This is a genomic window from Streptomyces sp. LX-29, assembly GCF_029541745.1.
Taxonomy (GTDB): Bacteria; Actinomycetota; Actinomycetes; order Streptomycetales; family Streptomycetaceae; genus Streptomyces.
Genome location: NZ_CP089746.1, coordinates 6682440 through 6706301, shown reverse-complemented (window position 1 = coordinate 6706301; position 23862 = coordinate 6682440). Strand labels below are relative to the sequence as shown.

At 70.8% G+C, this 23862-nt stretch carries 21 protein-coding genes and 3 pseudogenes; 16 read left to right on the top strand and 8 right to left on the bottom strand.

The annotated features are described in order from the left end of the window. Positions 1-43 precede the first annotated feature (43 nt). Positions 44-1471, bottom strand: coding sequence for a rifampin monooxygenase (gene rox, locus LRS74_RS28260; RefSeq protein ID WP_277743629.1), 1428 nt, complete (start codon positions 1469-1471; stop codon positions 44-46). A gap of 637 nt (positions 1472-2108) precedes the next feature. Here rox and LRS74_RS28255 point away from each other — a divergent pair. Then, positions 2109-2666: pseudogene (locus LRS74_RS28255) on the top strand (IS5 family transposase); the annotation flags it as partial. A gap of 19 nt (positions 2667-2685) precedes the next feature. On the opposite strand, the gene LRS74_RS28250 reads toward LRS74_RS28255, so the two are convergent. Next, complete coding sequence (locus tag LRS74_RS28250; RefSeq protein ID WP_277743628.1) at positions 2686-3429, bottom strand: alpha/beta hydrolase; 744 nt, start codon at positions 3427-3429, stop codon at positions 2686-2688. Positions 3430-3484: 55 nt separating this feature from the next. Continuing rightward, a protein-coding gene (locus LRS74_RS28245) for an IS5 family transposase (protein WP_277738995.1) occupies positions 3485-4356 on the bottom strand; the annotation gives its coding sequence in 2 pieces (ribosomal slippage) (positions 3485-3996 and positions 3996-4356; 873 coding nt in all). A gap of 44 nt (positions 4357-4400) precedes the next feature. Between LRS74_RS28245 and LRS74_RS28240 the strand changes: the two genes are divergently transcribed. After that, positions 4401-4535, top strand: coding sequence for a hypothetical protein (locus tag LRS74_RS28240; RefSeq protein WP_277743627.1), 135 nt, complete (start codon positions 4401-4403; stop codon positions 4533-4535). Between the two features lie 390 nt (positions 4536-4925). Next, on the top strand, positions 4926-5270 hold the full coding sequence (locus tag LRS74_RS28235; RefSeq protein ID WP_277743626.1) for a hypothetical protein: 345 nt from the start codon (positions 4926-4928) through the stop codon (positions 5268-5270). 591 nt (positions 5271-5861) lie between these two features. Here LRS74_RS28235 and LRS74_RS28230 read toward each other — a convergent pair. The 4 genes from LRS74_RS28230 to LRS74_RS28215 all read right to left on the bottom strand — a co-directional run bounded on the left by LRS74_RS28230 (position 5862) and on the right by LRS74_RS28215 (position 10596). After that, positions 5862-7148, bottom strand: a complete 1287-nt coding sequence (locus LRS74_RS28230) for a cytochrome P450 (RefSeq protein WP_277743625.1) — start codon at positions 7146-7148, stop codon at positions 5862-5864. 466 nt (positions 7149-7614) lie between these two features. Beyond that, positions 7615-8427 carry an ABC transporter ATP-binding protein gene (locus LRS74_RS28225; protein ID WP_277743624.1) on the bottom strand — a complete coding sequence of 271 codons (813 nt, stop codon included), beginning with the start codon at positions 8425-8427 and terminating at the stop codon, positions 7615-7617. After that, complete coding sequence (locus LRS74_RS28220; RefSeq protein ID WP_277743623.1) at positions 8424-9584, bottom strand: iron ABC transporter permease; 1161 nt, start codon at positions 9582-9584, stop codon at positions 8424-8426. Before LRS74_RS28220 ends, LRS74_RS28225 begins: the two co-directional genes overlap by 4 nt. Further along, the gene (locus tag LRS74_RS28215; protein ID WP_277743622.1) at positions 9574-10596 is read right to left on the bottom strand and encodes an ABC transporter substrate-binding protein; all 1023 of its coding nucleotides are present in this window, start codon (positions 10594-10596) and stop codon (positions 9574-9576) included. The genes LRS74_RS28220 and LRS74_RS28215 overlap by 11 nt, the downstream gene beginning before the upstream one ends. A gap of 152 nt (positions 10597-10748) precedes the next feature. Between LRS74_RS28215 and LRS74_RS28210 the strand changes: the two genes are divergently transcribed. From LRS74_RS28210 to LRS74_RS28170, 9 genes are all read left to right on the top strand, one after another. Continuing rightward, a complete protein-coding gene (locus LRS74_RS28210; RefSeq protein ID WP_277743621.1) occupies positions 10749-12008 on the top strand; it encodes an MFS transporter in 1260 nt (419 codons plus the stop codon). A gap of 355 nt (positions 12009-12363) precedes the next feature. Beyond that, a complete protein-coding gene (locus LRS74_RS28205; RefSeq protein ID WP_277743620.1) occupies positions 12364-13302 on the top strand; it encodes a zinc ABC transporter substrate-binding protein in 939 nt (312 codons plus the stop codon). Continuing rightward, a complete protein-coding gene (locus tag LRS74_RS28200) occupies positions 13299-14195 on the top strand; it encodes an ATP-binding cassette domain-containing protein (protein WP_347178167.1) in 897 nt (298 codons plus the stop codon). The genes LRS74_RS28205 and LRS74_RS28200 overlap by 4 nt, the downstream gene beginning before the upstream one ends. Then, positions 14192-15130, top strand: a complete 939-nt coding sequence (locus tag LRS74_RS28195; protein ID WP_277743619.1) for a metal ABC transporter permease — start codon at positions 14192-14194, stop codon at positions 15128-15130. Before LRS74_RS28200 ends, LRS74_RS28195 begins: the two co-directional genes overlap by 4 nt. Before the next feature lie 48 nt (positions 15131-15178). Continuing rightward, a complete protein-coding gene (locus tag LRS74_RS28190; protein WP_277743618.1) occupies positions 15179-15478 on the top strand; it encodes a DUF1490 family protein in 300 nt (99 codons plus the stop codon). Positions 15479-15480: 2 nt separating this feature from the next. After that, entirely contained in the window at positions 15481-17661 is a 2181-nt protein-coding gene (locus LRS74_RS28185; protein ID WP_277743617.1) for a cation-translocating P-type ATPase, read from the top strand. Between the two features lie 140 nt (positions 17662-17801). Then, positions 17802-18263 (top strand): GNAT family N-acetyltransferase, encoded by a 462-nt coding sequence (locus tag LRS74_RS28180; protein ID WP_347178166.1) that lies wholly within the window; start codon positions 17802-17804, stop codon positions 18261-18263. A 124-nt stretch (positions 18264-18387) separates the two neighbouring features. Then, positions 18388-18999, top strand: a complete 612-nt coding sequence (locus LRS74_RS28175; RefSeq protein ID WP_277743616.1) for an RNA polymerase sigma factor — start codon at positions 18388-18390, stop codon at positions 18997-18999. Further along, entirely contained in the window at positions 18992-19966 is a 975-nt protein-coding gene (locus tag LRS74_RS28170; protein ID WP_277743615.1) for a CU044_5270 family protein, read from the top strand. Before LRS74_RS28175 ends, LRS74_RS28170 begins: the two co-directional genes overlap by 8 nt. A gap of 395 nt (positions 19967-20361) precedes the next feature. Here LRS74_RS28170 and LRS74_RS28165 read toward each other — a convergent pair whose 3' ends face one another. Then, positions 20362-21288: a LysR family transcriptional regulator gene (locus tag LRS74_RS28165; RefSeq protein ID WP_277743614.1), complete on the bottom strand. Its 927-nt coding sequence runs from the start codon at positions 21286-21288 to the stop codon at positions 20362-20364. A 71-nt stretch (positions 21289-21359) separates the two neighbouring features. Between LRS74_RS28165 and LRS74_RS28160 the strand changes: the two genes are divergently transcribed. From LRS74_RS28160 to LRS74_RS28150, 4 genes and pseudogenes are all read left to right on the top strand, one after another. Continuing rightward, the gene (locus LRS74_RS28160) at positions 21360-22112 is read left to right on the top strand and encodes an SDR family oxidoreductase (RefSeq protein WP_277743613.1); all 753 of its coding nucleotides are present in this window, start codon (positions 21360-21362) and stop codon (positions 22110-22112) included. A gap of 194 nt (positions 22113-22306) precedes the next feature. Next, positions 22307-22582, top strand: a pseudogene (locus LRS74_RS28155) (LacI family transcriptional regulator); the annotation flags it as partial. A 29-nt stretch (positions 22583-22611) separates the two neighbouring features. Continuing rightward, positions 22612-22763: pseudogene (locus tag LRS74_RS33680) on the top strand (transposase); the annotation flags it as partial. 173 nt (positions 22764-22936) lie between these two features. Beyond that, on the top strand, positions 22937-23842 hold the full coding sequence (locus LRS74_RS28150; RefSeq protein ID WP_277743612.1) for an NADP-dependent oxidoreductase: 906 nt from the start codon (positions 22937-22939) through the stop codon (positions 23840-23842). The last annotated feature ends 20 nt before the right edge of the window (positions 23843-23862 follow it).

Here is a 23862-nt window from a genome sequence, read left to right as displayed (position 1 = left end):
CGCCGAGGTCACGTACCGGATCGGCCGGGCCGCGACTGCGCGCTCAGCCGGCGGCGGCGCCGAACCACTGCGGCAGCGTGCCGAGCAGATCCTGCTGGTCTTCACCGACCCACGCCACGTGGCCGTCCGGGCGCAGCAGGACCGCGGGCGCTTCCAGGCCCTCGCTGACGTCGACGACGTGGTCGACCCGATCCGCCCAGCCCGCCACCGAGAGGCGGCCGGTCTGGTCGAGCAGCAGACCGCGGCCGCCGTGCATCAGCTCGTAGAGGCGACCTTGCTTCAGCTCCACGTCCCGCATCCGCCGGCCGAGCAGTTCGTGGCCCTCACCGAAGTCGTAGCGGATGTCGACCGCGGTGATCATCCCGGTCACGTACCGGTTCACCTCCTCGAAGTCCATCAGCTTCGAGAACAGCTCCCGCAGGGCGGTCGCACCCGGATCGGTTCCCAGCAGGGTGATCTGCGCGCGGGTGTTGTCCAGCACGCGGGCGGCCACCGGGTGCCGTTCGGCGTGGTAGCTGTCGAGGAGACCCTCCGGTGCCCAGCCGTTGACCGCGGCGGCCAGCTTCCAGCCGAGGTTGAACGCGTCCTGCACGCCGAGGTTGAGCCCCTGCCCGCCGGTCGGCGGGTGGATGTGCGCCGCGTCGCCGGCCAGCAGCACCCGGCCGACCCGGTAGCGCTCGGCCTGCCGGGTGGCGTCGCCGAACCGGGACAGCCAGCGCGGCGAGTGCACACCGAAGTCGGTGCCCGCGAACGCCCGCAACTGCTGCTTGAACTCCTCAAGGGTCGGCGCGGTCGCACGGTCCTCGGCCACGCCGTCGGCGGGCACGACCAGCCGGTACCGTCCGCCCTCAAGGGGCGTGGCACCGAACCGCAGTTGGGTCTTGCGGACCTCTTCGACGACGGCGGCGATCGTCGCCGGATCCTCGGTCACCTCCATGTCACCCAGCATCGTCTCGACCTTGGCGGGCTCGCCGGGGAAGCCGACACCGAGCAGCTTGCGCACCGTACTGCGGCCGCCGTCGCATCCGACGAGGTAGCGCGAGCGCAGGTGCGTGCCGTCCGCCAGCTCGACGGTCACGCCGGCCTCGTCCTGGCTCAGCCCGACCACTTCGCAGCCGCGCCGGATCTCCGTACCGAGTTCGAGCGCACGCTCGTTGAGCAGCCGCTCGGTGACCGGCTGCGGGGTGGCGACGCCGTAGGGGTGAGCCGTGTCCAGCCGGTCCGGCCACGGCTTCATGATGCCGCCGAAGAGGCCGCCGACCTGGAACTTCTCGCTGACCGCGAGGAACCGGTCGAGCAGGCCGCGCTGGTCCATGATCTCGGCGCTGCGCACGTGCAGGCCCTGCCCGCGGGACTGCTCGGTCGGCTCCGCCAGCTTCTCCAGCACGACCGTTCGCGCCCCGGCCAGCCGCAGCTCGCAGGCGAGCATCAACCCGGTCGGTCCACCGCCGGCAACGATCACGTCGATCATCAAACCACCATTTCCAAAGGATCTTGCTGAGGCGGTGATTCTGCGGCATGACCGGGGCCTTGCCGCAAGCCCCCTGGTGCGCTATAAGTTGAGAGTGGCAAGGAGCGGGCAACCTCCTTGCCTTTGTCCTTTCTCAGCGGAACGCGGCGGCGTTCTCCGCGACCCACTGCCCGAACGACCTGGCAGGGGAACCGGTGACCTGCGCAACCGTCTCGTGACAAGCCCGCCGTCGTGTTCCCGGAAGACGCCTCCCGCGCGGCCGACGACGAGGCGAAGAAGGCAGCGATCGCCTCCGCCATGGAGCTGCTCCGCCAGGCGGTGGACAAGGCGTCCGATCGCCCAGGACGCACCGCAGCAGCGCGACGACAGGTCCGCGGCACCGAGCGGGACATTGCGCCGACCGCCGCCGCCGCGACGAGGAGGGGGAACGTGGATCGCGCCCCAGTGCGGCGAGTTCGGTGGCCACTTCTCCCGCATCCGTGGCGAGGAAAGCACGAACAGCCCCGGACCGGCCCGCGCGCGGCTGCTCCACTTCAGTGATGCACTGACGCCGCTGCCGGAGTGGCTGGCGAACCAGCGCCGCCGCGGCGGAGCTGACGACCTCCACCCGATGCCGCCGGCCGGGGACGCCCGAGCCAACCGTGCCGGTGCCCGCCACCGGCCGGCCCGGGTACCGGGACGACGTACTCGTCCTGCCTGGCATCGTCTCGACGAGGCGATCGGCCGCTCGCGAGGCGGGCTCACGGCGAAGATTCATCTGGCGAGTGACGGTAGTTGCCGCCCACTTGCCGTTCTGGTCACGCCCGGTCAGTGGGGTGACGCCCCGCAGCTGATCCCGGTCCTGGACCGTATCCGTGTTCCGCGTTCCGCCGGCGGGCATCCGCGGGCGCGCCCGGACTACCTGTGTGGCGACAAGGGGTACAGCTCACGCCGGAACCGGAATTACCTGCGGCGTCGGCAGATCCGACACACGATCCCCGAGCGCCGGGACCAGCGGGCCAACCGCAAGCGGCGCGGCAGCCAAGGCGGCCGCCCCACTGGTTTCAACCAGGCGCGGTATGCCCGCAGAAACGAGGTCGAGCGGACCATCAACGCACTCAAGGGCTTCCGGGCCGTGGCGACCCGGCATGCCAAGAGAGCGTTCGTCTTTCACGGAACGGTCACCGTCGCCGCGATCCGGCTATGGATCCGTTAGCGATCCACCCGGACAATCCTTAATGCCTGTCCCCGGCGGCGGCCACCACCCCGGCCACCAACCGGCCCGCTGATACGGCGTGTTCGGCGGTGGTCGGGACGCAGCGGTCCGCCGCCGGGTCGTACTCGGTCATGACCACGCCCGCGTGGTCGGTATCCGGCTCCCGGAGCGTCACCGTCCGGCCCGCGGTGCGCAGGGCCCCCGCCAGGTCGCGGGAGAACGAGGCGGGCACGACGGTGTCCCGGCCGCCGTGGACGAGGTGGACCGGCACCACCGGGTCCAGGCCCGCGGCGAGATCGTCCAGTGGGGCGGTGCCGGTGGTGCGCGCCGGCAGGTCGTAGCGGCCCGCCATACCCACCACCGCGCTCGGCCGCCATCCACCGGCCACCTCGGGTCGTAGTGCGGTGCCCAGCGCGGCCCCGGCGCCGGCCGACCAGCCGGCCAGCACGAACGACTCTCCGTTGCCGCCCAGCCCGCCCACCTCCTTGCGGACAAAGGTCAGCGAGTCCAGCAGCTGCGACCGGCCGCCGTCCGCGGGGTCCGAACGCCAGTCCGGTACGAGGACCAGCAGCCCCTGCGCCGCCACGGTGCGCGCCAGCGGTTCGAGCACGTCCCGCTCGTCGGGTCCGATGCCGTGCCAGAGCAGCACCGTCGGCACCGGACGCGCCACCCCCTCCGGGCGGTAGAGATCGAGCCGCTTGCCGCTCGGGCCGAATATCAGCCCACGCTTTGTCACCACTGCCGTGCCCGTCTCGGATGCCATGGTGATCATGCTAGGGCCTGACTCATCGGACAGGCCCTAGGCGGTTTCGTTTGGATCACCGAGCGGACCAGAGGAAGATGCCCGCGATGTGGAGTCCGGCCAGGTAGATGACCGCTGTCTTCTCGTAGCGGGTGGCGATCCCTCGCCACTGCTTCAGGCGGTTGATGCACCGCTCGACGGTATTGCGCTGCTTGTACGCGTCACGGTCGAAAGCGGGTGGCCTCCCACCGTGTCTGCCGCGACGCAGCCGGTGGCCGCGCTGATCCGCCCGGGTGGGGATCACTGCCCGGATGCCGCGCTGGCGTAGATGCTCGCGGATCGCACGTGAGGAGTACGCCTTGTCGGCCAGGACGACGTCCGGCCTGGTGCGAGGTCGTCCACGTCGGCGGGGAACGCGCAGACGGGCCATGACCTCGCCGAAGGCGGGTGCATCGCCGGCCTGGCCGGCCGTGAGGACGAAGGCCAGGGGCCGGCAGTCGCCGTCGGCCGCGAGGTGGATCTTCGTGGTCAGCCCGCCGCGGGACCGGCCGATGGCGTGGTCGGCCGGTTCTCCAGCCGGGGCCCCCTTTTGCGGGCCCCGGCAGCGTGCTGGTGTGCTCGCACGATCGTGGAGTCCACAGAGACGGCCCAGTTCAGGTCCTCGTCCGCGTCGGCCTGGGCTATGAGAGCGGTGAACACTCGCTCCCAGGTGCCGTCGACGGCCCACATACGCAGCCGGTTGTAGACGCCTCGCCAGTTGCCGTACTTCTCCGGAAGGTGCACCCACTGGGTTCCGGTCTGGAACTTGAAGGCGATCGCGTCGATCACCTCCCGATGGTCCCGCCACCGACCACCGCGCCTCGGCGTCCGGTCCGGGAGCAACGGCTCGATCCGCGCCCACTGCGCGTCAGTCAACGGCACACCCAGACCAACGACCGGCTGATCCAAACGAAACTGCCTAGCACGCCACCGACACTCACGGCGTCACCCCCGTGAACTTCGGCCTGTTCGACCTGGTCGGCAAACAGCTCTCACTAGGCGGCGGCCAGCGTGTCGAGCTGCACGGCGGAAAGAGCGATGCCCAGGCTCTGGCACAAGCGCCGATCAGGCTTGCGATCCTTCAGTAGATGCGTGCTCCGACGCCCAGTCGAGCCTGGGCCGTCCGGCGTAATCAGTACGCAGCACAGGAAATCGGACGCGCAGAGAGACGGAAGGCCGTCGGGAGTGTGGCCGGTGACGGGCTACCCCGCGCGGGCGGGGACGACCCGCTACGGGTGCTTCAACCGCTCGGGGCCCAATGGAGCTGAGGACTGCCCAGGCCATCGCAGCGCTGCCGCGCGAGCACCATCATGTTCCGTGCACGTCAGAGGTCACTGGCCAAGGCGCCAGAGGATGAAGACGCGTACACCCCTACTCAGGTGTCCCCCGCCCTCTGTCACGCCACTCAGCAGTGTGACTGCCACCATGGCGACGGCAGCCGTATCGGCCCTCCTCCGGTACGGTGGCAGCCACCTTCCATGGAATTCATTCGTCTCCCGGAACGGAAAGGCGATCGCGTCGTGTACATGATGCGCGAGGTGTACAGAGCCGAACGAGGGAAAGCGCCGGAGATCGTGTCGGCGTTCAAGACCCTCACCGCGGTGTTTGAAGAAGCCGGATATACGAACCGGCGCATCTACGTCGACTACGCTGGCCCCATGGACACGGTCGTCTGCCAATGGGAATTCGACAGCCTCGACCAGTACTTCACCATGGAGCGAGGGTTCTTCGTGAATCCGGATGAGAACGCACAGTCGCTGATCAACACGTTGAACAGCTACGCGACATACGGCTACAAGGAGATCTACGAGGTCATCCAGTAGCGGATCATCGAGGCAGGTCCCCGACACTTTCAGCCAGAGCCACCCACCCGTGAACAGGCACGGCGAAGCGTCTCGTGCTCCAGCGCCTTCTGTGCCCTTACAACACCTAACGCAATGGGGCGGATCGGTCCTGGTTGCCGTGTTCGGTGCGGTAGTTGAGCGTTCGGTTCGATATGGGGATGTCGCCGTGGATCGTGTCGGATGAGCTGTGGGATCGCCTGGAGCCGTTGCCGAGGACACCCGTCGGAACCCCATCGCGACCGACGAGGACTACTGCCGGCCGTGGCCCGCTGACCGAGCCGCGCACGGCGGGCCTGCCGCACATGGGCGACGCCGCGATCGACGGCTCGCGGCTCAGGGCCCGTCGGGATGAGATTCCTCGCCCGACGGGCCTTCGGTGGACCTGTCGGTATACAGCAGCACGAAGCCGGCAGGTTTTCCGGGTGGGGGACGTCATGACGCCAAGCCCCCCTGGTGTGAGGCGCCCCGTCAGCACCTCGGATGCCCTGGACCCGGTGGCGCGGGACGAAGTGCGCGACACCCCGTGAGGTCTCCTGAGCCCGTCCCGCGCGGCACGGACGGCGCGAGGCGTTACGGCGTCGCGGGCATGCCGAGGTGTACGGGCAGTGACCGGTAGCCGTGGGCCATGAACGATTCGACGTGCAGCACCTCATCGGCGGGGACGGCCAACCGCAGGTCGGGGAAGCGGGCGAAGAGCGCCGGCAGTGCGACGCCCGCCTCGATACGGGCGAGCGGCGCGCCCAGGCAGTGGTGGACGCCGTGGCCGAAGGACAGGTGATCGCGGGCCGGTCGGGTCAGGTCGAAGACGTTGGCGTCCCCGCCGTGCTGGGCCTGATCGTGGTTCGCCCCGGCGAACACCGCGAGGATGGGGTCGCCGCGGGCGATGCGCGGCCCGCCGGGAAGGTCGATGTCCTCCACCGCGAAGCGGAGTGGGAGGCTGGCCACGCTGGGTGCCCACCGTAGCGTCTCCTCGACCACATCGCTCCAGCCGACCTTCCCGTCGCGCACCAGTCGGTGCTGGTCGGGGTGGGTGAGCAAGGCGTGGACGGCGTTGCCGATGAGGTCGACGGTGGTCTCGTGCCCGGCGCCGATCATCAGCCGCAAGGTGTCGACGAGTTCGGTCTCGGTCAGCCCGCTGCCGTCGTCGTCCAGTGCGGCGACCAGCACACTGGTCAGGTCCTCGTCGGGCCGCTCCCGTTTGAGGGCCACCAGTTCGGTGACGATGGCCTCGATCTGCTGTGCGGTGGCGACGGCCTTCTCAGGGCTGATCGTGGTCTCCACAGCGTTGTCCGTGAGCCGCGCCCAATCCGCGCGCATGCTCTCCGGGACGCCGAAGAGCTCGCAGATGACGCCCATGGGCAGCGGGTGTGTGAAGGCGGCGCGCAGGTCGACGGGTTGACCGGGCGGCATCGCGGCCATCGCGTCGAGCAGTTGGGTGGTGATGCGCTCCACCTTGGGAATCATGGCGTTCGTACGCCGGGCGGTGAAGGCGGGGGCCACGAGCTTGCGCAGGCGCCGGTGGTCGGGCCCGTAGGAGGTGAGCATGCTGGTGCGACCGATCACATTGAGCAGCCAGGTCTCGTGGTGCTCGCCGCCGATCCATGCGGGCCAGTGCCGGCGCGGGTCCCTGGAGACCCGGGGATCGGCGAGCAGTTCCTTCAGCAGGGCGTGGCCGGTGATCGACCAGGCGTGTATGCCGCCGGGCAGTTCGACCAGGACCGCGGGGCCACGGGCGCGCAACCGGGCCACTTCGCCGATGAGGTCCCGTCCGGTCGGGTCCAACGGGATGGGGGCCGGGCCGACGGCGTGGTCGGACGGGGGGACGGCTAACGCCGGGTCTTCGGGGCACTGGACCACGAGGGTGACTCCTGTCTCGGGATGGACGGGCCGATCTTCACCGGGAGGAACACCAGAGCAGTGTGGAAGGGACCGGGCCGCCAGGGCAACCGTGCGCCCCGGCCCAGGGAGCAGCAGGTCGTGCGGATCGGCCGATGAGCCGCTCGACGGCGGTGGTGGCGAGCAGCCGCGCCGGGCTCCCGACAACCACGCGGGCTGCCCCGTCGCACGCCGCGGCGGCTGTTCGCGGACCGCGGCCTGCGACGACGACACCTTCTGAAACGATCAGTCGGCGAGCGCCCAGGCGACATAGGACCCGCACCTGCAGCACGCCGTCCGATGGTTGGGCATCGCCATGCTGTTCGTCTTCGGCTACGTCGTCTGTTCGGCACCCGCGATCACCCTCGCGGGCCGTGTCCGCCGGCCAGGGAGGACGTGATGAGTCCGTCGACGGGCGGCGCGGTGGAGGGTGCGGGGGTCGTCCGAGTCATGAGGTTCGTTTTCTCAGGGCGGGTCGGGGAGCCGGGGCCGGGGCACGGAGCGGCCTGCGGTAGGTGACCTGGGGGTGTCCCAGCGTGCCGGTGGTGAGTTCGGCGTCCACCTCGAAGACCTCGGCGAGCCGCTCGACGGTCAGGACGGAGGCCGGGGCGCCGGAGGCGATCAGCCGGCCGTGGTGCAGGAGCAGCAGCCGGTCGCAGTACCGGGCGGCGAGTGACAGGTCGTGCAGCGCGACCAGGACCGTCTGGTCGGTGTCGGTCAGCAGCTCCATCAGTTCCAGCTGGTGTTTGACGTCGAGGTGGTTGGTGGGCTCGTCGAGCAGGAGCCCGTACGGCTGTTGGGCCAGGGCACGGGCGATGTGGGCGCGCTGCCGCTCGCCGCCCGAGAGCGCCTTCCAGGAGCGGCCTGCCAGCGCGGTGAGTCCGACGCGTTCCAGCGCGGCGGCGACCACGGCCCGGTCGGTGGCGTCCGGTCCGCGCCAGCGGTCCCGGAAGGGGGTTCGCCCCAGGCCCACGACGTCGGCGACCCGCAGGTCGCTGTCCGCGCCGGAGTCCTGTTCGACGAAGGCGACATGGCGGGCGATCCGGCGCGCGCTCCAGCCCGCCACGGATTCGCCGTCGTAGCGGACCGCGCCCGCGTCGGGGGTGCGCAGGCCGGCCAGGCAGCGCAGCAGGGAGGATTTGCCCGAGCCGTTGGGTCCGAGCAGGCCGACCGTCTCGCCGTGGGCGATGTCCACGCTGACGCCGCGTACGACCGGGGTGCCCGCGACCGACCAGCTCAGCTCTTCCGCGGTGATCCTCACAGCTCACCTCGCTTGCGCAGGACGAGAAGGAACAGCGGCACGCCGAGCAGGGCGGTGATCACGCCCACGGGAACCTCGCGGGGGGCGAAGGCGATCCGCGCCAGCGCGTCCGCCCACACCAGGAACATCGCGCCCGCGAGCGCCGCGTAGGGCAACAGCACGCGGTGCAGCGGCCCGACGAGGAATCGCACCCCGTGGGGGACGATCAGCCCGACGAAGCCGATGGCGCCGACGGTGGCCACCGCTACCGCGGTCAGCACGGCCGTGACCACGAGTAGCGCCATCCGCGTGCGCCGTACGCCGACCCCGAGGGACGCGGCGGTGTCGGTGCCGAACGCGAGCCCGTCGAGCGCGTTCGAGCAGAGCCACGCGGCCGCCAGGCCCAGCGGGGTGACGATCGCGCAGACCACGACGGTGTTCCAGCGGGCCGGCGCCATCGAGCCCAGCAGCCAGTGGGTGACCGCCCGGGTGGTGTCCGCGTCCGCCGAGGCCATCAGGACGAGCGAGGTCAGCGCGGTGAAGAGCTGACCGACGACGACGCCGGTGAGGACGATGCGGACCGAGTCCAGCCCGGTGCGCCGCAGCAGGAGCAGGAGCAGGGCGAAGGAGAGCAGGGCGCCGGTGAGCGCGCCGCCGGTGACTCCGAGCGTGCCCGCGCCCACCCCGAGAACGACCACGGTGACGGCACCGGTCGACGCGCCCGAGGAGACGCCGAGCAGGTAGGGGTCGGCGAGCGCGTTGCGGGTGACCGCCTGGAGAACCGCACCGCACACGGCGAGCGAGGCCCCGACGAGGGCGGCCATCAGCACCCGCGGCAGCCGCAGGTCCCACACGAGGGAGTCCACCAGTGGTGGCAACGGCTCGACGTCCAGGCCGAGATGGGTGCCGAGGACGCGGGCGAGGTCGGTCCAGCCCACATCGGCGACCCCGATGCGTACGGCCGCGGCCACCGAGCCGGCCAGGGCGCCCGCCGCGAGGAGGAGGAGTGCCGCCTGGGCCGCCGGGGAACGGCCGGACCGCGCGGCCGGACCGCGCGTGCGGTGCGGTCCGGCCGGCGCGGGCCGGGTGGTGACGGAGCCCTCCGTCACCACCTGTCCGCGGGCCGCCGGGAGCAGGAGATCCACCGGCCCACTTCGGGTGTCCGGGTCAGCGGACATACCCGAGGTCCTTCATGCCCTTGGCCAGCAGCTCCAGGGCGTGGACGGAGCGCACCGAGGGGTCGAGTTCGATGCCGGGCACCTCAAGGATCTTGTTGTCGCGGACCGCGGCCAGCTTGGAGATCACCGGGTGCTCGGTCATCGTCTCGCGCTTCTCGGCGGCGCTGTCGCCGGGTCGGCCGCGCTCGGACAGGTCGCCGATCACGATGAAGTCGGGGTCGCGCTTGGCGACTTCCTCCCAGGAGACCTCCGGCCAGTCCTCGTTCACGTCGTCGAAGGCGTTCTTCGCGCCGATGATCCTGCTCATCTCGCTGGGTAGGCCGGTCTTGCCCGCCACGTACGGCATGCCGTTGAAGACGGAGTAGAGATAGACGACCGTCGGCTGGTCTTTGCCCTGGGGAACCTCGGCGGCGGTCTTCTGGGCCTTGGCGACCGTGGCGCGCTGGCCGGCTGCGAGCTTGGCGGCCCGGTCCTCGGCGCCGAAGATCTTGCCCAGGTTCTCGTAGTCGGAGAAGAGGAGCTCGAAGGGGGACTTGCCGGCCGGGTTCTCCTGCGGGCAGTCCACCGCGCTGACGAAGGTGGGGACCTTGAGGTCGTCCAGCTCCTCGCGGGTGCCGGCCCGGTCCTTGGTGAACAGGTCCGCGGAACCGCCGACGACGAAGTCGGGGGTCGCGGCGCGCAGCTGCTCACCGGTGGCGATCTTCGGAGCGATGACCGGGATCTCTGCGTACGCGGCCTGGTACTTGGCGGGGATCTTCGTCTTGAGGTTGGCCGTTCCCGCCATCCGGTCCTGGAGCCCGAGTTCGAGCAGGGTCTCGGTCGAGGTCTGGTCCAGGGCGACGGCCCGCTTCGGAGGTTCGGCGAAGGACAACTGGCGGCCGCAGCTGGTGATGGAGGCCGCCTTGGCGGCGGGCTTGGTGTCGGACCTGGAGCCGTCGCCGGCTGCCGTGGAGCAGCCCGCGGTGGCGAGGGCGATGGCCAGGGCGATGCCGAGGCGGGCGGGGTGGCGCATGGGTTCTCCGGTCTGGGGGGAGGCGTGGGTGTTTGTCGTGCTCAGGGCGGGTGTGGCGTTCGAGGAGGTAGTGTAATGGTAATCATTTTCATTAGACGCGTCGGGGTGTGGTTCGCCGAGCCGCTCCCCCGCTGCCAAGGAGCAACCACACCGTGACGACCACACCCGCGCCGGCAGCGGCCAAGGCCGACCCCCCGCCCCGGCGTTCGGTCCTCCGCGACACCGCGTTTCTGCGTCTGTGGGCGGGCACCACCGCCTCCGGGCTCGCCACCTGGGCGCTGCCCTTCGTCCTCGGCCTCGCCGTCCTGCACCGCGACCTCAGCGCAGCCGGTCTCGGATTGGTCCTCGCCGCCCGCACCGCCGGCTTCCTCGCCGCCGTCGCCGTCGGCGGAGTCCTGGCCGACCGACATTCCCGCCGCGTGGTCGTCCTCTGGTCCGCCCTCGCGGCGGCGATCGCCGCGCCCCTCCTCGCCGCCGGACTCGGCCGCTCACTCGTGCTGATGACGGCCGCCGCCACCCTCGCGGGCGCCGGACAGGGCGCCTGCCGCCCGGCGTTCCAGGCGCTCACCGCCGAGATCGTCGACCCCGAGCGCCGCCAGCAGGCCAACGCCGCCATGACCATGGCGGTACGCGGCTCCACACTCGCCGGCCCCGCCCTGACCGCGCTGCTCGCGGCCTTGCTCGACGTCTGGACGCTCCTGCTCGGCATCGGCCTGCTCTGGCTGGTCGCCGCGCTCGTCCCGGGGAAGGGTGCCGCCCCGAACCCGCCCGCGGAGCCCGCGCCGCGCGCCGGCTTCCGTGACGAGTTCCTGGAGGGGATACGCGAGGCACGCCGCCACCCCTGGTTCCTTGCCGGACTCGCCGCCCTCGTCGCCGTCATCACCCTCGGGTACTCCGCCACCAGCGTCGCGCTGCCCCTGATCAGCCGGGACCGCTACGACACCGGGTGGGTGCTGGCCGCGGCCATGACCGCGTACACCATGGGCGCGCTCGGCGGTGCCCTGGTCATCGCCCGCCGGCGGCCGCGCTCCCCGGGCTGGGCCGCCTTCGCCGGGCTGGCCGCGTACGGCGTCGCGCCGCTGAGCCTGATGCTGCCCGTGCCCCCGGTCGTGGTCGTCGCCGCGTACGCCGTCGCGGGGATCGGCATCGAGCTGTTCAACGTGCCCTGGTTCACGGCCACTCAGCGCGAGGTCGCCCCGGACAAGCTGGCCCGCGTCTCCTCACTGGACTTCCTGGTGTCCTACGGCCTGGCGCCGGTCGGCCTCGCCCTGATAGCCCCGGCCATCGACCTGTTCGGGGTCACGGCCGTACTCGCCGCCTGCTCCGCCGCCTGCTTCCTCGTACCAGCGGGCGCGGCGCTGGTGCCCACCACCCGCCACTTCGCGCGGACGGCCCCGGCGACGACTGAATGACAGGTCGGGGAGGCCCCAGCCGGTGGTGAAGGACCGGGTCGGGCCCGGCTACCCGACCGGCGCGCAAGTGTCTGCCCGTCACGCCGACTGCCGACTGCCGTCCCGCTCCTCACTGCGGCACGGACTGCAGCTGCGGCCCGGGCTGTAGCTGTGGATGCCAGTCCGGTGGTCCCTGCAACTGCGGCGGCTGAACGCCCGACCGCCACGGGCCCCGCTCGGATTTCCGGCGGGACCTTCCCCTGCCGCAGCTCCGAGCGGGCAGCCGGCGGCAGAGCCGCTGCGGTGGAAGGGACGGACACCCGGAGCGACAATGAGGTGAAAACCGTTTCGGTTTCCTCTCTCCGGGAGGACGCGTATGCGGGTGTCCTCGACCCGTGCCCCCGTTCTCTTCGCGGCGCTCTGCGCGGCATTGCTCCAGGGCTGCGGCGGTACGTCGGACTCGGGCACGGGTGGAGAGCGCCAGAGCACCCCCACCGCGTCGGCCGTCCGTGTGGTGGCGTCGACGAACGTGTACGGAGACATCGTCCGGCAGGTCGGGGGCGACAGGGTCAGCGTGGACTCGATCATCAGTGATCCCGCCCAGGATCCGCATTCCTACGAGGCCAGCACGCGCAACCAGCTCGCGCTGTCCAAGGCGCGGGTCGTCATCGAGAACGGCGGCGGCTACGACGACTTCATCGGAAAGATGCTGCGCACCGCGAACAACGCGTCGTCGACCGAGGTCATCGACGCCGTACAGGTCTCCGGGAAGACCGCTCCGGAGGGCGGGGAGCTCAACGAGCACGTCTGGTACGACCTCCCCACGGCCAGCCGGCTGGCGGACCGTATCGCCGACGCGCTGGCCAGGGCAGATCCGGCTCACGGCGCCTTCTTCCACCGCAACGCCGAGGAGTTCGACGACCGGCTGGCGCCCCTCCTGGCCGAGGAAGCGCGGATCAAGGCGGACCACTCGGATACCGCCGTGGCCGTCACCGAGCCGGTGCCGCTGTACCTGATCGAGGCGAGCGGGCTGCGCGACGACACACCCGCGGAATTCGGCGCGGCCGTCGAAGACGGCACCGAGGTCCCCGCGAACAGCATGCGGCAGATGCTCGACCTGCTCGACGACAAGCGGGTGAAGGCGCTGATCTACAACCGACAGACGTCCGGGCCCCAGACGGAGAGGGTCAAGAAGGCCGCAGCAGACAACGGGATACCGGTGGTGTCCGTGACCGAGACGCTGCCCGAGGGCCAGGACTACGTCAGCTGGATGAAGGCGAACGTCGACGCGCTCAGGAAGGCACTGGGCCCATGAGAAGCCGTGCCGGACCCGCCGAGCCGCTCCCCCGTCGGCCGGGCGTAGTGGAGGCGGCCGCCCCCGCGGCGCCCGTGTTCAGTCTCCGGGGCGCGGCACTCGCCTACGGCGACCGCGTGGTGTGGCGCGGCCTGGACCTCGACGTCCGGGCCGGGGAATTCCTCGCGGTGCTCGGCCCGAACGGCTCGGGCAAGACCAGCCTCCTACGGGTCCTCCTGGGCCGACAGCAGCTCACCGAGGGCTCCGCGTCGGTGCTCGGAGGAAGCCCGTGCCGGAGCGGCAGACGCATCGGGTACGTACCGCAGCACACGTCGCTGCCCGCTCACACCGCGCTGCGGGCGCGCGACTTGGTGCGGCTCGGGCTGGACGGACACCGCTGGGGCCCGCCGCGCGCCCCCGCCGCGGCGCGGCGCCGGGTCGAGGAGCTGCTGGCGCTGGTCGGGGCCACGCCGTACGCGGACGCGCCCGTCGCCCGTCTCTCCGGCGGAGAGCTGCAGTGCGTCCGCATCGCCCAGGCCCTGGCCGCCGACCCGCGGATCCTGCTCTGCGACGAGCCGCTGCTCTCCCTGGATCTGAACCACCAGCGGTCGGTCACCGCGCTGGTGGACCGGTGGCGCCGCTGCGCCGGCACAGCGGTCGTCTTCGTCACCCACGAGATCAACCCCGTGCTGGGCATGGCGGACCGGGTCCTGTACCTGGCGCACGGCGGATTCCGGGTCGGCCCGCCGGACGAGGTGATGACCTCGGCCGCCCTCTCGCGGCTGTACGGCACCCGGGTCGACGTGGTGCGGGTGAGGGACCGGATCATCGTCGTCGGGGCCCCGGACGAGAGCACCGTGCACGACCGCGCCGCCGGGCACGGGGAATGTTCGAACGGCAACACGGTGTCATGACCGGGTGCACCGCCGGAACTCTCGCGCTCGGCCCGGTGGTCGCCGAGGGGGACCAGGACGGCGATGTGCTGCGGCAGCTCTTCGGCTTCGACCACTACGGCGAGCTGCTCGCGCTCGCGCAGGGCTCCTTGCTGGCCGGGGTGCTGGTCGGCCTGGTCGGCGGCCTGGCCGGGGTTTTCGTGATCATGCGGGATCTGCCGTTCGCCGTGCACGGCATCAGCGAGCTGTCCTTCGCCGGGGCGTCGGTGGCGCTGTTCCTGGGACTGAACATCGTCGCCGGGTCGATCGCGGGCTCCCTGCTGGCAGCGGTGGCCATCGGCGTGCTGGGCGTCCGGGCCCGCGACCGCAACTCGGTGATCGGCATCATCATGCCCTTCGGCCTGGGCCTGGGCGTGCTCTTCCTGTCCCTCTACAAGGGCCGCACGGCGAACAAGTTCGGCCTCCTCACCGGCCAGATCGTCGCAGTCTCCACCCCGCAGACCGCATGGCTCGCCGGCACGTCCGCGGTGGTGCTCGCCGCGCTGGCGGTCATGTGGCGGCCGCTTGCCTTCGCCAGCGCCGATCCGGAGGTGGCCGCGGCCCGGGGCGTGCCCGTGCGCGCCCTGTCGACCGCGTTCATGCTGGCCCTCGGCCTGGCGGTGGCACTGTGTGTGCAGACCGTCGGCGCACTGCTGGTGCTCTCGCTCCTGGTCACCCCTGCGGCCGCGGCGGCGCGAGTCACGGCGTCGCCGGTGCTGCTCCCGCTGCTCAGCGTCGTCTTCGCGCTGGTGTCGATGGAGGGCGGGCTGCTGCTGGCTCTCGGCGCCACCGTACCCGTCAGCCCCTACGTCACCACGATCTCCTTCGTGATCTACCTTGCCTGCCGTCTTGTGGGCTCGCGCCAGGGCCGCCGCGGTGCCGGCTCGCAGCCTCACGCCGGTCGGACGCACACTTGAGAGGGGGATCCGTCGGGCCCATCCGGCACGTACGGAAGGAGAGCTCTCATGCACCCTGTCGCACTCGCCGGCACCGTAGCCGGCCGCCTCGCCCATTACGCCGTCTCCGGTGTGGTCGGCGGCCTGATCATCCAACGACTCCCGGAGGCCAAGCCGGCCGCTAGAAAGGCGCTGGTGGGGGGCCTCGCCGGCGGGATCGTCGCCAGCCGGTGGCTCGCCTCCGCCGCCGAGGAGGCACGGCTCAAGGCCGGGGACATGCTCGCCGAGGCCCGCACGAACCTGGGTGAGGAGGTACCGCCGCCCTCCGCGGTCGGCGGCGAGGACCACGATCACGGACACGAGCACTGATCATGCCCGGCGTGGTCGTACGCTCCGTGGCCGGAGGACGGGCCAGGCTGACCGTGCCCTGGCTGCGGACCCGCCCCGGCAGCGCCGGCCAGGTCGACGAACGACTGACCGGCCTCGGGGGATTCCGCGCGCTGCGGGTCTTCCCCCGAACCGGGAGCGTCATCATCTGGGTTGCTCCGGACCAGCTCGACGTCGACCGTCTGGTGACCGCCCTTGAGGAGGCCCCGCCGGCTTCGGCGCCGGTCAGGACCTCTCGCTCCCTGCCGGACTCCTCCACCGGCGAGGTCGCCCGACTGGTCGTCGGCGGCGCGGTTCTCGCGCTCCTCGCGCTGCGCCGCCTGCTGCGCAGGCCCCGGCTGTCCGTCGGCTCGTCCGGGTTCGCCGCCGCGGTCACCGTCTTCACCGGCCTGCCGTTCTTCCGGGGCGCCCTGCGCTCGATCCGTGGCCGTAGCTCGCCCGGCACGGACATGCTGGTCTCGGCGGCGACGGTCATCTCTCTGGTGCTGCGGGAGAACGTGGTCGCCCTGACCGTGCTGTGGCTCCTCAACATCGGGGAGTTCCTCCAGACCCTCACCCTGCGCCGCACCCGCCGCGCCATCGAGGAACTGCTGACCATAGGCGAGGAACGCGTCTGGCTCATGCGGGGCGGCGTCGAGGTCGAGGTGGCGCTCGCGGACGTCGAACCGGGGGACGACGTCGCCGTGTACGAGCACCACCGCATCCCCGTGGACGGGCACGTCCTCTCCGGGGAGGCCCTGGTGGACCAGGCGGCCGTCACGGGCGAGGCGCTGCCCGTCTACGCCCGCACCGGCTCCCACGTCTACGCCGGCACCATCCTCACGTCCGGCTCACTCGTCGTCCGTGCCGACTCCGTGGGGCGCGACACCACCGTGGGCCGGATCATCAGCCGCGTCGAGGAGGCGCAGACCGACCGAGCCCCCATCCAGACGGTCGCCACCCGCTTCACCCGGCGCTTCGTCCCCGTCTCCTTCGCCCTGGCCGCCCTCACCTACGGTGTCACCCGCGACGCCCGGCGCGCGATGACGATGCTCCTCATCGCCTGCCCCTGCGCCGCGGGCCTGGCCACCCCGACCGCCATCAGCGCCGCCATCGGCAACGGCGCCCGTCGCGGCACCCTCATCAAGGGCGGCACCCACCTGGAGGGCATCGGACGGGTCACCGTCGTCGTCTTCGACAAGACCGGCACCCTCACCTTCGGACGGCCCCTGGTCACCAGCGTGGTGACGCTCAGTGAGAGGTTCACCGCCGACGAAGTCCTGAGCCTGGCCGCCTCCGGAGAACTGCACGCCCTGCACCCCCTCGCCCAGGCCATCGTGGCGCGCACCGAAGAGGAACGCCTCCACATCCCCATCCACCAGGCATGCGAAGTCGTCCTCGGGATGGGCATGCGCGCCGAACTCGACGGAACACGTCTCCTGGTGGGCAGCCCCGCCCTGCTGCGCCGACACGGTGTGGAGCTGACGGAGAACGCGCAGGGCTGGACCGACCGGCTACGCCACGGCGGTGAGACCGTGATCTGCCTGGCCCACGACGACGACCTCATCGGCCTGCTCGGTGTCTCCGACGCCGTGCGCGACGGCGCCGAAACCGTCATCGGCCAGCTGCGTGACCTCGGGGTCCGCAGGCTGATCCTGCTCACCGGTGACGCCCCGGAGACCGCGCAGGTCGTCGCCGACGCCCTCGGCATCACCGAAGTGCACGCCCACGCCCTGCCGGAGGGAAAGCTCCAGCTCATCCGGGACCTACAGGCCGAGGGCCACACGGTGGCGATGGTGGGCGACGGCACCAACGACGCCCCCGCCCTCGCCCTCGCCGACGTCGGCATCGCCATGGGCGAGCACTCCTCCCACGTCGCCCTGGAAACCGCCGACATCGCCCTGGCCGGCAACGACCTGCGCCAGGTCGCCGCCGTCGTCGAACTCAGCCGCCACACCCTGCGCGTCGTACGGCAGAACTACGGCCTGGCCATCGGCGTCAACCTCACCGGCCTCCTCGCCGGCGCGGGCGGCACCATCAACCCCGTCCTCGCCGCCCTGCTCCACAACACCAGCAGCATCGCCGTGGTCGGGAACTCCGCCCGCCTCGTCAACCACACACCACACCTGCCTCCAGTGCGCGGAGAACTGCGTGCCGCCCCCTTCGAGGAACACCGCGTACGGTGACAGCACGTGCGGCAGCCGCCGGAACGGGCAGGGCCCGCAGAACTCGGCCGCGACGACCGCAACGCGCCGCGACCTGCATCGCGTCGGCTTCAAAGTCTGTGTCGTGGGGCGCCTCCCCGCACGCCTCTCTCGTCGCGCGCATGCCATGCTCCGGCCATGGATTTCCGCCCCGCCACCCGCACCGACCTGCCCGCGATCCCCGCCCGGCTCAAGGACGAGGAGAAGGTGATCGACCCCGCCACCATCGAGGTGGACGAGGCGTACGCGCGCTCCTTCGAGGCGGTGGACAGCGACCCACGGAACGAGATGGTCGTGCTGGAGAGGGCGACGGCACGGTCATCGGCTGCCTCCAGCTCACCTACATCCCGGGCCTGGGCCGCCGCGGCGAGGAGCGCGCCCTGATCGAGGCGGTCCGCATCCGCGCCGACCGCCGCGGCGGCGGGCTGGGCTGCGAGCTGCTGCGCTGGGCCATCGAGCGGGCCCGCGCCCGCGGCTGCACCCTGGTCCAGCTCACCAGCAACAAGCGCCGCACCGAGGCCCACCGCTTCTACGACTCGCTCCGCTTCGCCCGCAGCCACGGCGGGTTCAACCTGGCGCCGTGACCCGGGCGGCCGCCCGCTCCAGCGGCCCGACGCCCCCCGTGAACCCGGATCCGGGGTTCGGGGAAAAGGGGGTGAACGTCTCGGCGGGGTTCAGTCCCGGGACGACGGAACGAACGGAGCATCAGTGACCGCCCATTCCCGGCTCGCGCCAGACCGGGCACGTACCGACGACGCCGCACTGATCGAAGAGTCCGCGGCGGACCCGGAGGTCTTCGCGACCCTCTACGACCGCCACGCGGCCACCATCCACCGCTATGTGACGCGGCGTCTCGGCCAGAACCTCGCCGACGACATCGTCGCCGACACCTTTCTCATCGCCTTCCGCCGGCGCGGCGGTTACGACCTGAGCCGCCCCGACGCCCTGCCGTGGCTGTACGGCATCACCGCCAACCTGATCGGCAAGCACCGCAGGGCCGAGGTGCGCGCCTACCGGGCTCTCTCCCGTACGGGTGTGGACCCGGTGGCCGAGTCGTACACCGACCGGATCGACGGACGGGTCAGCGCGCAGGCGTCCGGCAAGCAGCTCGCCGCGGCACTCGCCGCGCTGTCGGCGGGAGACCGCCATGTGCTGCTGCTCATCGCCTGGGCCGAGCTGACCTATGACGAGGTCGGCCAGGCGCTCGGGATCCCGGTAGGCACCGTGCGGTCCCGGCTGAACCGGGCCCGCAGAAAGATGCGTCAGGCGCTCGGCGGAATCGACCCCACTCTTGTCCAGGAGGTAGCAACCCATGGATGAACTGCAGGCAGTACGTGACATGCGCCCATCGGCGCCGGAGCCCGGCGTCGCACGGTTGGCCCAGGGCCGCCGCGACCTCCTCGCCGCGGCGGCCGCCGCGGACGGGCCGGACCACGGCCGGTCCCCGCGATGGCTGACCGGGTCAGGGCGGCCCTGGCGGCTGGCGATCCCGGCGGCGGTGGCGGCGAGCGTGGTCGCCGGCCTGCTCGTCGTCACGTCAGGGGACCAGGGAGCGACCCGGGAACCCCAGGCGGGGACCGTGAATGTGGCCCAGGTGATGGAGCGGGCCGCCGACTCGGTGCAGGACCACAAGGTCACCCGGCCGCGTTCCGACCAGTGGATCTACAGCAAGTCGGCGGTCCGGGCACCGCACTACTTCGAGGACGAGGGTTGGAGCCGGTTCGACGGGAAGCAGTACGCCTTCCGCCGCCACGGCAAGATCGTTGTCGTGGACGAGACCCTGCCCGCCGGCGACGGGGTCGAGGGACCCAAATCCTACGAACAGTGGTATGACAACATCGTCAAACTGCCCACCGACCCGCGGAAGTTGCTGGCGCGGGTCCACTCTGACGCGTCCTTCGACACCCTCCTCGACACCTTCGTCGACGGAAAGAACGGGCCACCGAAGGCCCTCGATTTCCGAAGGATCTCCAACATCCTCTCCTATGGGGTCGCCCTGCCGCCCGAGCTGAACGCGGCCCTGTACCGGGCACTCGCCCTCGTCCCCGGAGTCGAGGTGCTGGAACAGCGGGTCGACGACGGCGCCGGCCGGAGCAGCCTGGCCGTCAGGTACGTCCACCGGGTCCAGGGTAAGGAAACAGCCGATTACCTCTTCCTGGACCCCAAGACCTATGCCTTCCGAGGGATCGGCTGGGATGCCACGCGGCTCGGGCCCGATCCGCAGTTCGACTGGGAGGTGGCGGCGTTGGCCGAGGCGGCCGTCGACAAGCCCGGCGAAACACACTGACGGATGACGGGCACCGGCCGGTTCCGGCCGGTGCCCGTTTCGCCTTACGAGCTCGTGCACGGTTGGCGGTGAGGCGTCGAGTTCCTGATCGCCGATCATAGTCGTGTGGTGGGGAACGCCGTACTGCCTGATACGTGAGGTCGGCGACTGGCCCTCGCCTCCCATGAATCTGTCGTACAGGTTCTCGAAGACCTCAAGCGCCGCAGCATCGTCAGCAGGGCTTCCGGCCCCGGCACGCCCGCCCATCCAGCCGGCCTCGACGCGACCATGCTGCTGCTCAACGCACTCGCGTACTTCCTTGAGCCCCGACGGCTGGAGCGCCGCATCGCTTAAGCTCGTCGTCTATCTGACGGGGTCGAAACGTGCCTCGAACTGGGTCGCTCACCTGGGCCGGATCAGCGGCACTCTGCGCAGACATCCCCCGGGCCGCCCTGCCGCTGTACCGTCTCCACGGCCGCCTCGGCGAAGGCGCGGATGCGGCCCGTGTCCGCCGCAGCCTGCCAGACCAGGCCGTACTCCAGCGGGGGAGCGTCATCGAATGGGACGTACGCGATATTCGGCCGGGCGTAGTACCTGACCTCGTGTGCGGCGGCCGGATGCACCCCGCGCCCCGCCCCGACCAAGGCGAGGAGCTCCTGCCGGGTCGCCGCCCGCTCACCGCGCTCGACGGGGCGGCCCGCCGGAGTCGTGGGCGGCAGGAGATGGTCGAGCCAGTAGTCCGGTACGGGCCCCGAGAGGCTGAGCACCTTGTCCGCGGCGAGGTCGTCGACCCGGACGGAGGGCCGCTTCGCGAAGGGGTGCCGAGTGGAGACGGCCAGCACGCGGGTGTCGGAGATCAGTACGGGGCCGGTGGTCAGATCGGGTTCGACGACGGGGAACTGGGCGAGCAGCAGGTCGAGCTCGCCCGAGCGCAGCAGGCCGAAGGGGTCGGAGAGCGGGGTCTCGTGCAGGAGGACCTCACCGGCTGCCGGGTGCCGCTCGCGGTACGCGGAGGCGGTGAACAGCACGAGCTCACCGGCGAGCGGACTGCTGAACCCGACGCGCAGCGGCTCTGCCAGACCACGTCCCGCGGCGACCGCCCGCTCGAAGCCGTCCCTGATCAGCTCGTAACCGGGACGTATGTCGTCCGCGAGGCGGCGCCCGATCGACGTCAACTCCACGCGTCTGCTGGTCCGTTCGAAGAGCGCCGCGCCTATGCGCCGCTCCAGTTGCCTGATGCTCTGGCTGACCCGGGCCTGCGACACGTGCAGGCGCCGCGCGGTGCGGCCGAAGTGCAGCTCCTCGGTGAGGGCCAGGAAAATCTCGACGTCTCGACGTTCCATAACCGTCAGGTTATCGATCATTGCGCGACCGGCCGTTGTTCGGCGTCCGCCGGGCGATCAAGGTTGAGGACATGAACACCGACATGAACACCGACATGAACACCGCCGGCAAGCCCCTCGCCGTCATCACCGGAGCCAGCTCGGGCATCGGCGCCGCCACCGCCCGTACTCTCTCCGCACTGGGCCACCCCCTCCTGCTGCTGGCCCGTAGGGTGGAGCGGATCGAGGCGCTCGGCCTCCCCGACACTGTGGCCAGGTCCGTCGATGTCACCGACGCGGAGGCGGTGGCCGGGGCCGTCCGGGAGGCCGAGGGGCTCTACGGCCCCACCGACCTGATCGTCAACAACGCGGGCGTGATGCTGCTGGGCGAGGTGGCCAGGCAGCCGGCCGACGAGTGGGATCGGATGTTCGACGTCAATGTGCGGGGTCTGCTCCATGGGGTACGTGCGGTCCTGCCCGGCATGATCGAGCGCGGCCGCGGCACGGTGATCAACGTCAGCTCGGTCGCGGGCCGCAGGACCTACGCCCACCACACGGTCTACAGCGGCAGCAAGTTCGCCGTGCACGGCATGTCCGAGAGCCTGCGCGAGGAGGTCGCGGGCCACGGGGTCCGCGTCGTCACCATCGCCCCGGGAGCCGTGGAGACGGAGCTGCTCTCGCACACCACCGACGAGGTGGTGAAAGCCGACTACCAAGCTTTCAAAGACTCCATCGAGGTGCTCGCCCCGGAAGACGTGGCTACGGCGATCGGCTTTGCGTACCAGCAGCCGCAGCGAGTCACCCTGCGCGAGTTGGTCCTCGCGGCCACCGCCCAAGTGGCCTGAGCTTGTCGGCTATCCGGTTCGGCGTGGTTTCCCCCGCTCACTCGGATGGGCGGGGCGCATGACGTGGCCGTGGTCGGATTCGCTCAACACGCGGGCACCACGACAAGCGGGTCCCTGACCGACCTCGCAGACACCTGTGCCCACGACATGGCTGTGTCACCGCCGAGGTGGTCGGGCCGGGTGCGAGGGCGACCGCCTTGTGCGCGGGGAACGCGGATGACGAGTTCGTGGCGTGCACGCTGAAGTCGTACACGGGGATGCGCTGGGCTGAAATCGTCGACCTGGAGCCGAAGTACGTGCGGCCCGCCTCCATACGGATCGAGCACCAGCTGTACGAGTTGGACTCGGGCGAGCTGCATCGCTGCCCTCCGAAGGACGATTCCTACCGCGGCATCGACACGCCACCTTGGCTCACGAAGCTGGTCACCATGCACATCGGGCGGTCCGAGCCGGCGGCGTGCGCCTGTCACGTGCCGGCTGCGGCCGACACCCACACCTGATCCTGTGTCACACCTACGGTCGGGGCAAGGACCAGCACATCGCCGTTCCGGGTGGCCGTACTCGATCGTCTGCGCGCTGAAGCCCGGCCGTAGCTCGTGGACCGCCCCGCTGGACGCCTTACGTCTGGCACCCAGGAACGACACCGCCACCCTGATGAACATCCTTGAAAACGGCCAAGGTGCTCTTGGGCCCCATGTGGCTGCTGCGGGCAACCGAAGGTAGTCGCTTGCTGTCCGGCGAGCGAGTCGGCGCTGAATGGGGAATCCCTTGATCATCACTGGTGTTAGGCCCTGCTGTCAGACCCGTCATGTGAAGGGCTTTTCGTGCGCGCCATACAGATTGATCGCTTCGGCACCCCTGACGTCCTCGACATAATCGATGCCCCCGAGCCCGAGCCCGGCCCCGGAGAGGTACTGATCCGGACCGTAGCGACCAGCATCAATCCCGTCGACGACAAGACGCGAGAGGGAGCCATCGGAGACGGAACACCGCCACTGCCGATGACGCTCGGCTGGGATCTGGCTGGCATCGTGGTCGCCGGCGGCAACACCGGACTGCGCGCCGGCGAACGTGTCATCGCCATGTCCCACCAACTCAGCGCTGGCCAAGGGACCTGGGCCGACCTGGTCGCGCTTCCCGCCCAGGCAGTCGCGGCCGCGCCGCAGTCAGTCAGTCTGGCCGAGGCAGCCACGTTGCCGCTTCCCGGACTGACAGCCTTGCAGACGCTGGACTGGCTGGAGGTCAAGGCCGGTGAGCGGCTGCTGATCGCTGGTGCCGCGGGGGCAGTTGGCGGATTGGCGTTGCAAATCGCCCGTGCACGCGGCGCCAAAGTCGACGCTCTGATCTCCCGGGATGCGCAGGCCGCCTTCGCCCGCGACCACGGTGCCGACCTCGTCACCACCGACCGCCATGCTCTGCAAGATCGTCACTATGACGCAGTCTTCGACACCTTCGGAGCATTCGTGACCAACGCAGTGGCCAACGGCGGCCGGTACGCGTCGATTGCCACCCAAGCCGGTCCGGTGCCCGATCTGTCGTCCCGTGGTGTGCGTACTACCGTCAACCAGGTGCGCGAGGACGGTGCGGGGCTGAACGACCTGACCAAGCTCGTCGACGACGGCTCCCTGCAGCTGCGCGTTCACTCCACCTTCAGCCTCCAAGAGATCCAAGCTGCACACGCTCGCTTTCTCCAAGGCGGCCTGGCTGGAAAGATCTCCGTGCTCTTCTGATGCACGCTCCCGATCCCCGG

Coding starts and splice junctions, on each gene's coding strand:
- rox (WP_277743629.1), bottom strand. CDS start 1,471: ATGATCGACGTGATCGTTGCCGGCGGTGGACCGACCGGGTTGATGCTC.
- LRS74_RS28250 (WP_277743628.1), bottom strand. CDS start 3,429: ATGGCATCCGAGACGGGCACGGCAGTGGTGACAAAGCGTGGGCTGATA.
- LRS74_RS28235 (WP_277743626.1), top strand. CDS start 4,926: ATGGAATTCATTCGTCTCCCGGAACGGAAAGGCGATCGCGTCGTGTAC.
- LRS74_RS28220 (WP_277743623.1), bottom strand. CDS start 9,584: ATGTCCGCTGACCCGGACACCCGAAGTGGGCCGGTGGATCTCCTGCTC.
- LRS74_RS28215 (WP_277743622.1), bottom strand. CDS start 10,596: ATGCGCCACCCCGCCCGCCTCGGCATCGCCCTGGCCATCGCCCTCGCC.
- LRS74_RS28205 (WP_277743620.1), top strand. CDS start 12,364: ATGCGGGTGTCCTCGACCCGTGCCCCCGTTCTCTTCGCGGCGCTCTGC.
- LRS74_RS28200 (WP_347178167.1), top strand. CDS start 13,299: ATGAGAAGCCGTGCCGGACCCGCCGAGCCGCTCCCCCGTCGGCCGGGC.
- LRS74_RS28195 (WP_277743619.1), top strand. CDS start 14,192: ATGACCGGGTGCACCGCCGGAACTCTCGCGCTCGGCCCGGTGGTCGCC.
- LRS74_RS28190 (WP_277743618.1), top strand. CDS start 15,179: ATGCACCCTGTCGCACTCGCCGGCACCGTAGCCGGCCGCCTCGCCCAT.
- LRS74_RS28185 (WP_277743617.1), top strand. CDS start 15,481: ATGCCCGGCGTGGTCGTACGCTCCGTGGCCGGAGGACGGGCCAGGCTG.
- LRS74_RS28180 (WP_347178166.1), top strand. CDS start 17,802: ATGCCATGCTCCGGCCATGGATTTCCGCCCCGCCACCCGCACCGACCT.
- LRS74_RS28170 (WP_277743615.1), top strand. CDS start 18,992: ATGGATGAACTGCAGGCAGTACGTGACATGCGCCCATCGGCGCCGGAG.
- LRS74_RS28165 (WP_277743614.1), bottom strand. CDS start 21,288: ATGGAACGTCGAGACGTCGAGATTTTCCTGGCCCTCACCGAGGAGCTG.
- LRS74_RS28160 (WP_277743613.1), top strand. CDS start 21,360: ATGAACACCGACATGAACACCGACATGAACACCGCCGGCAAGCCCCTC.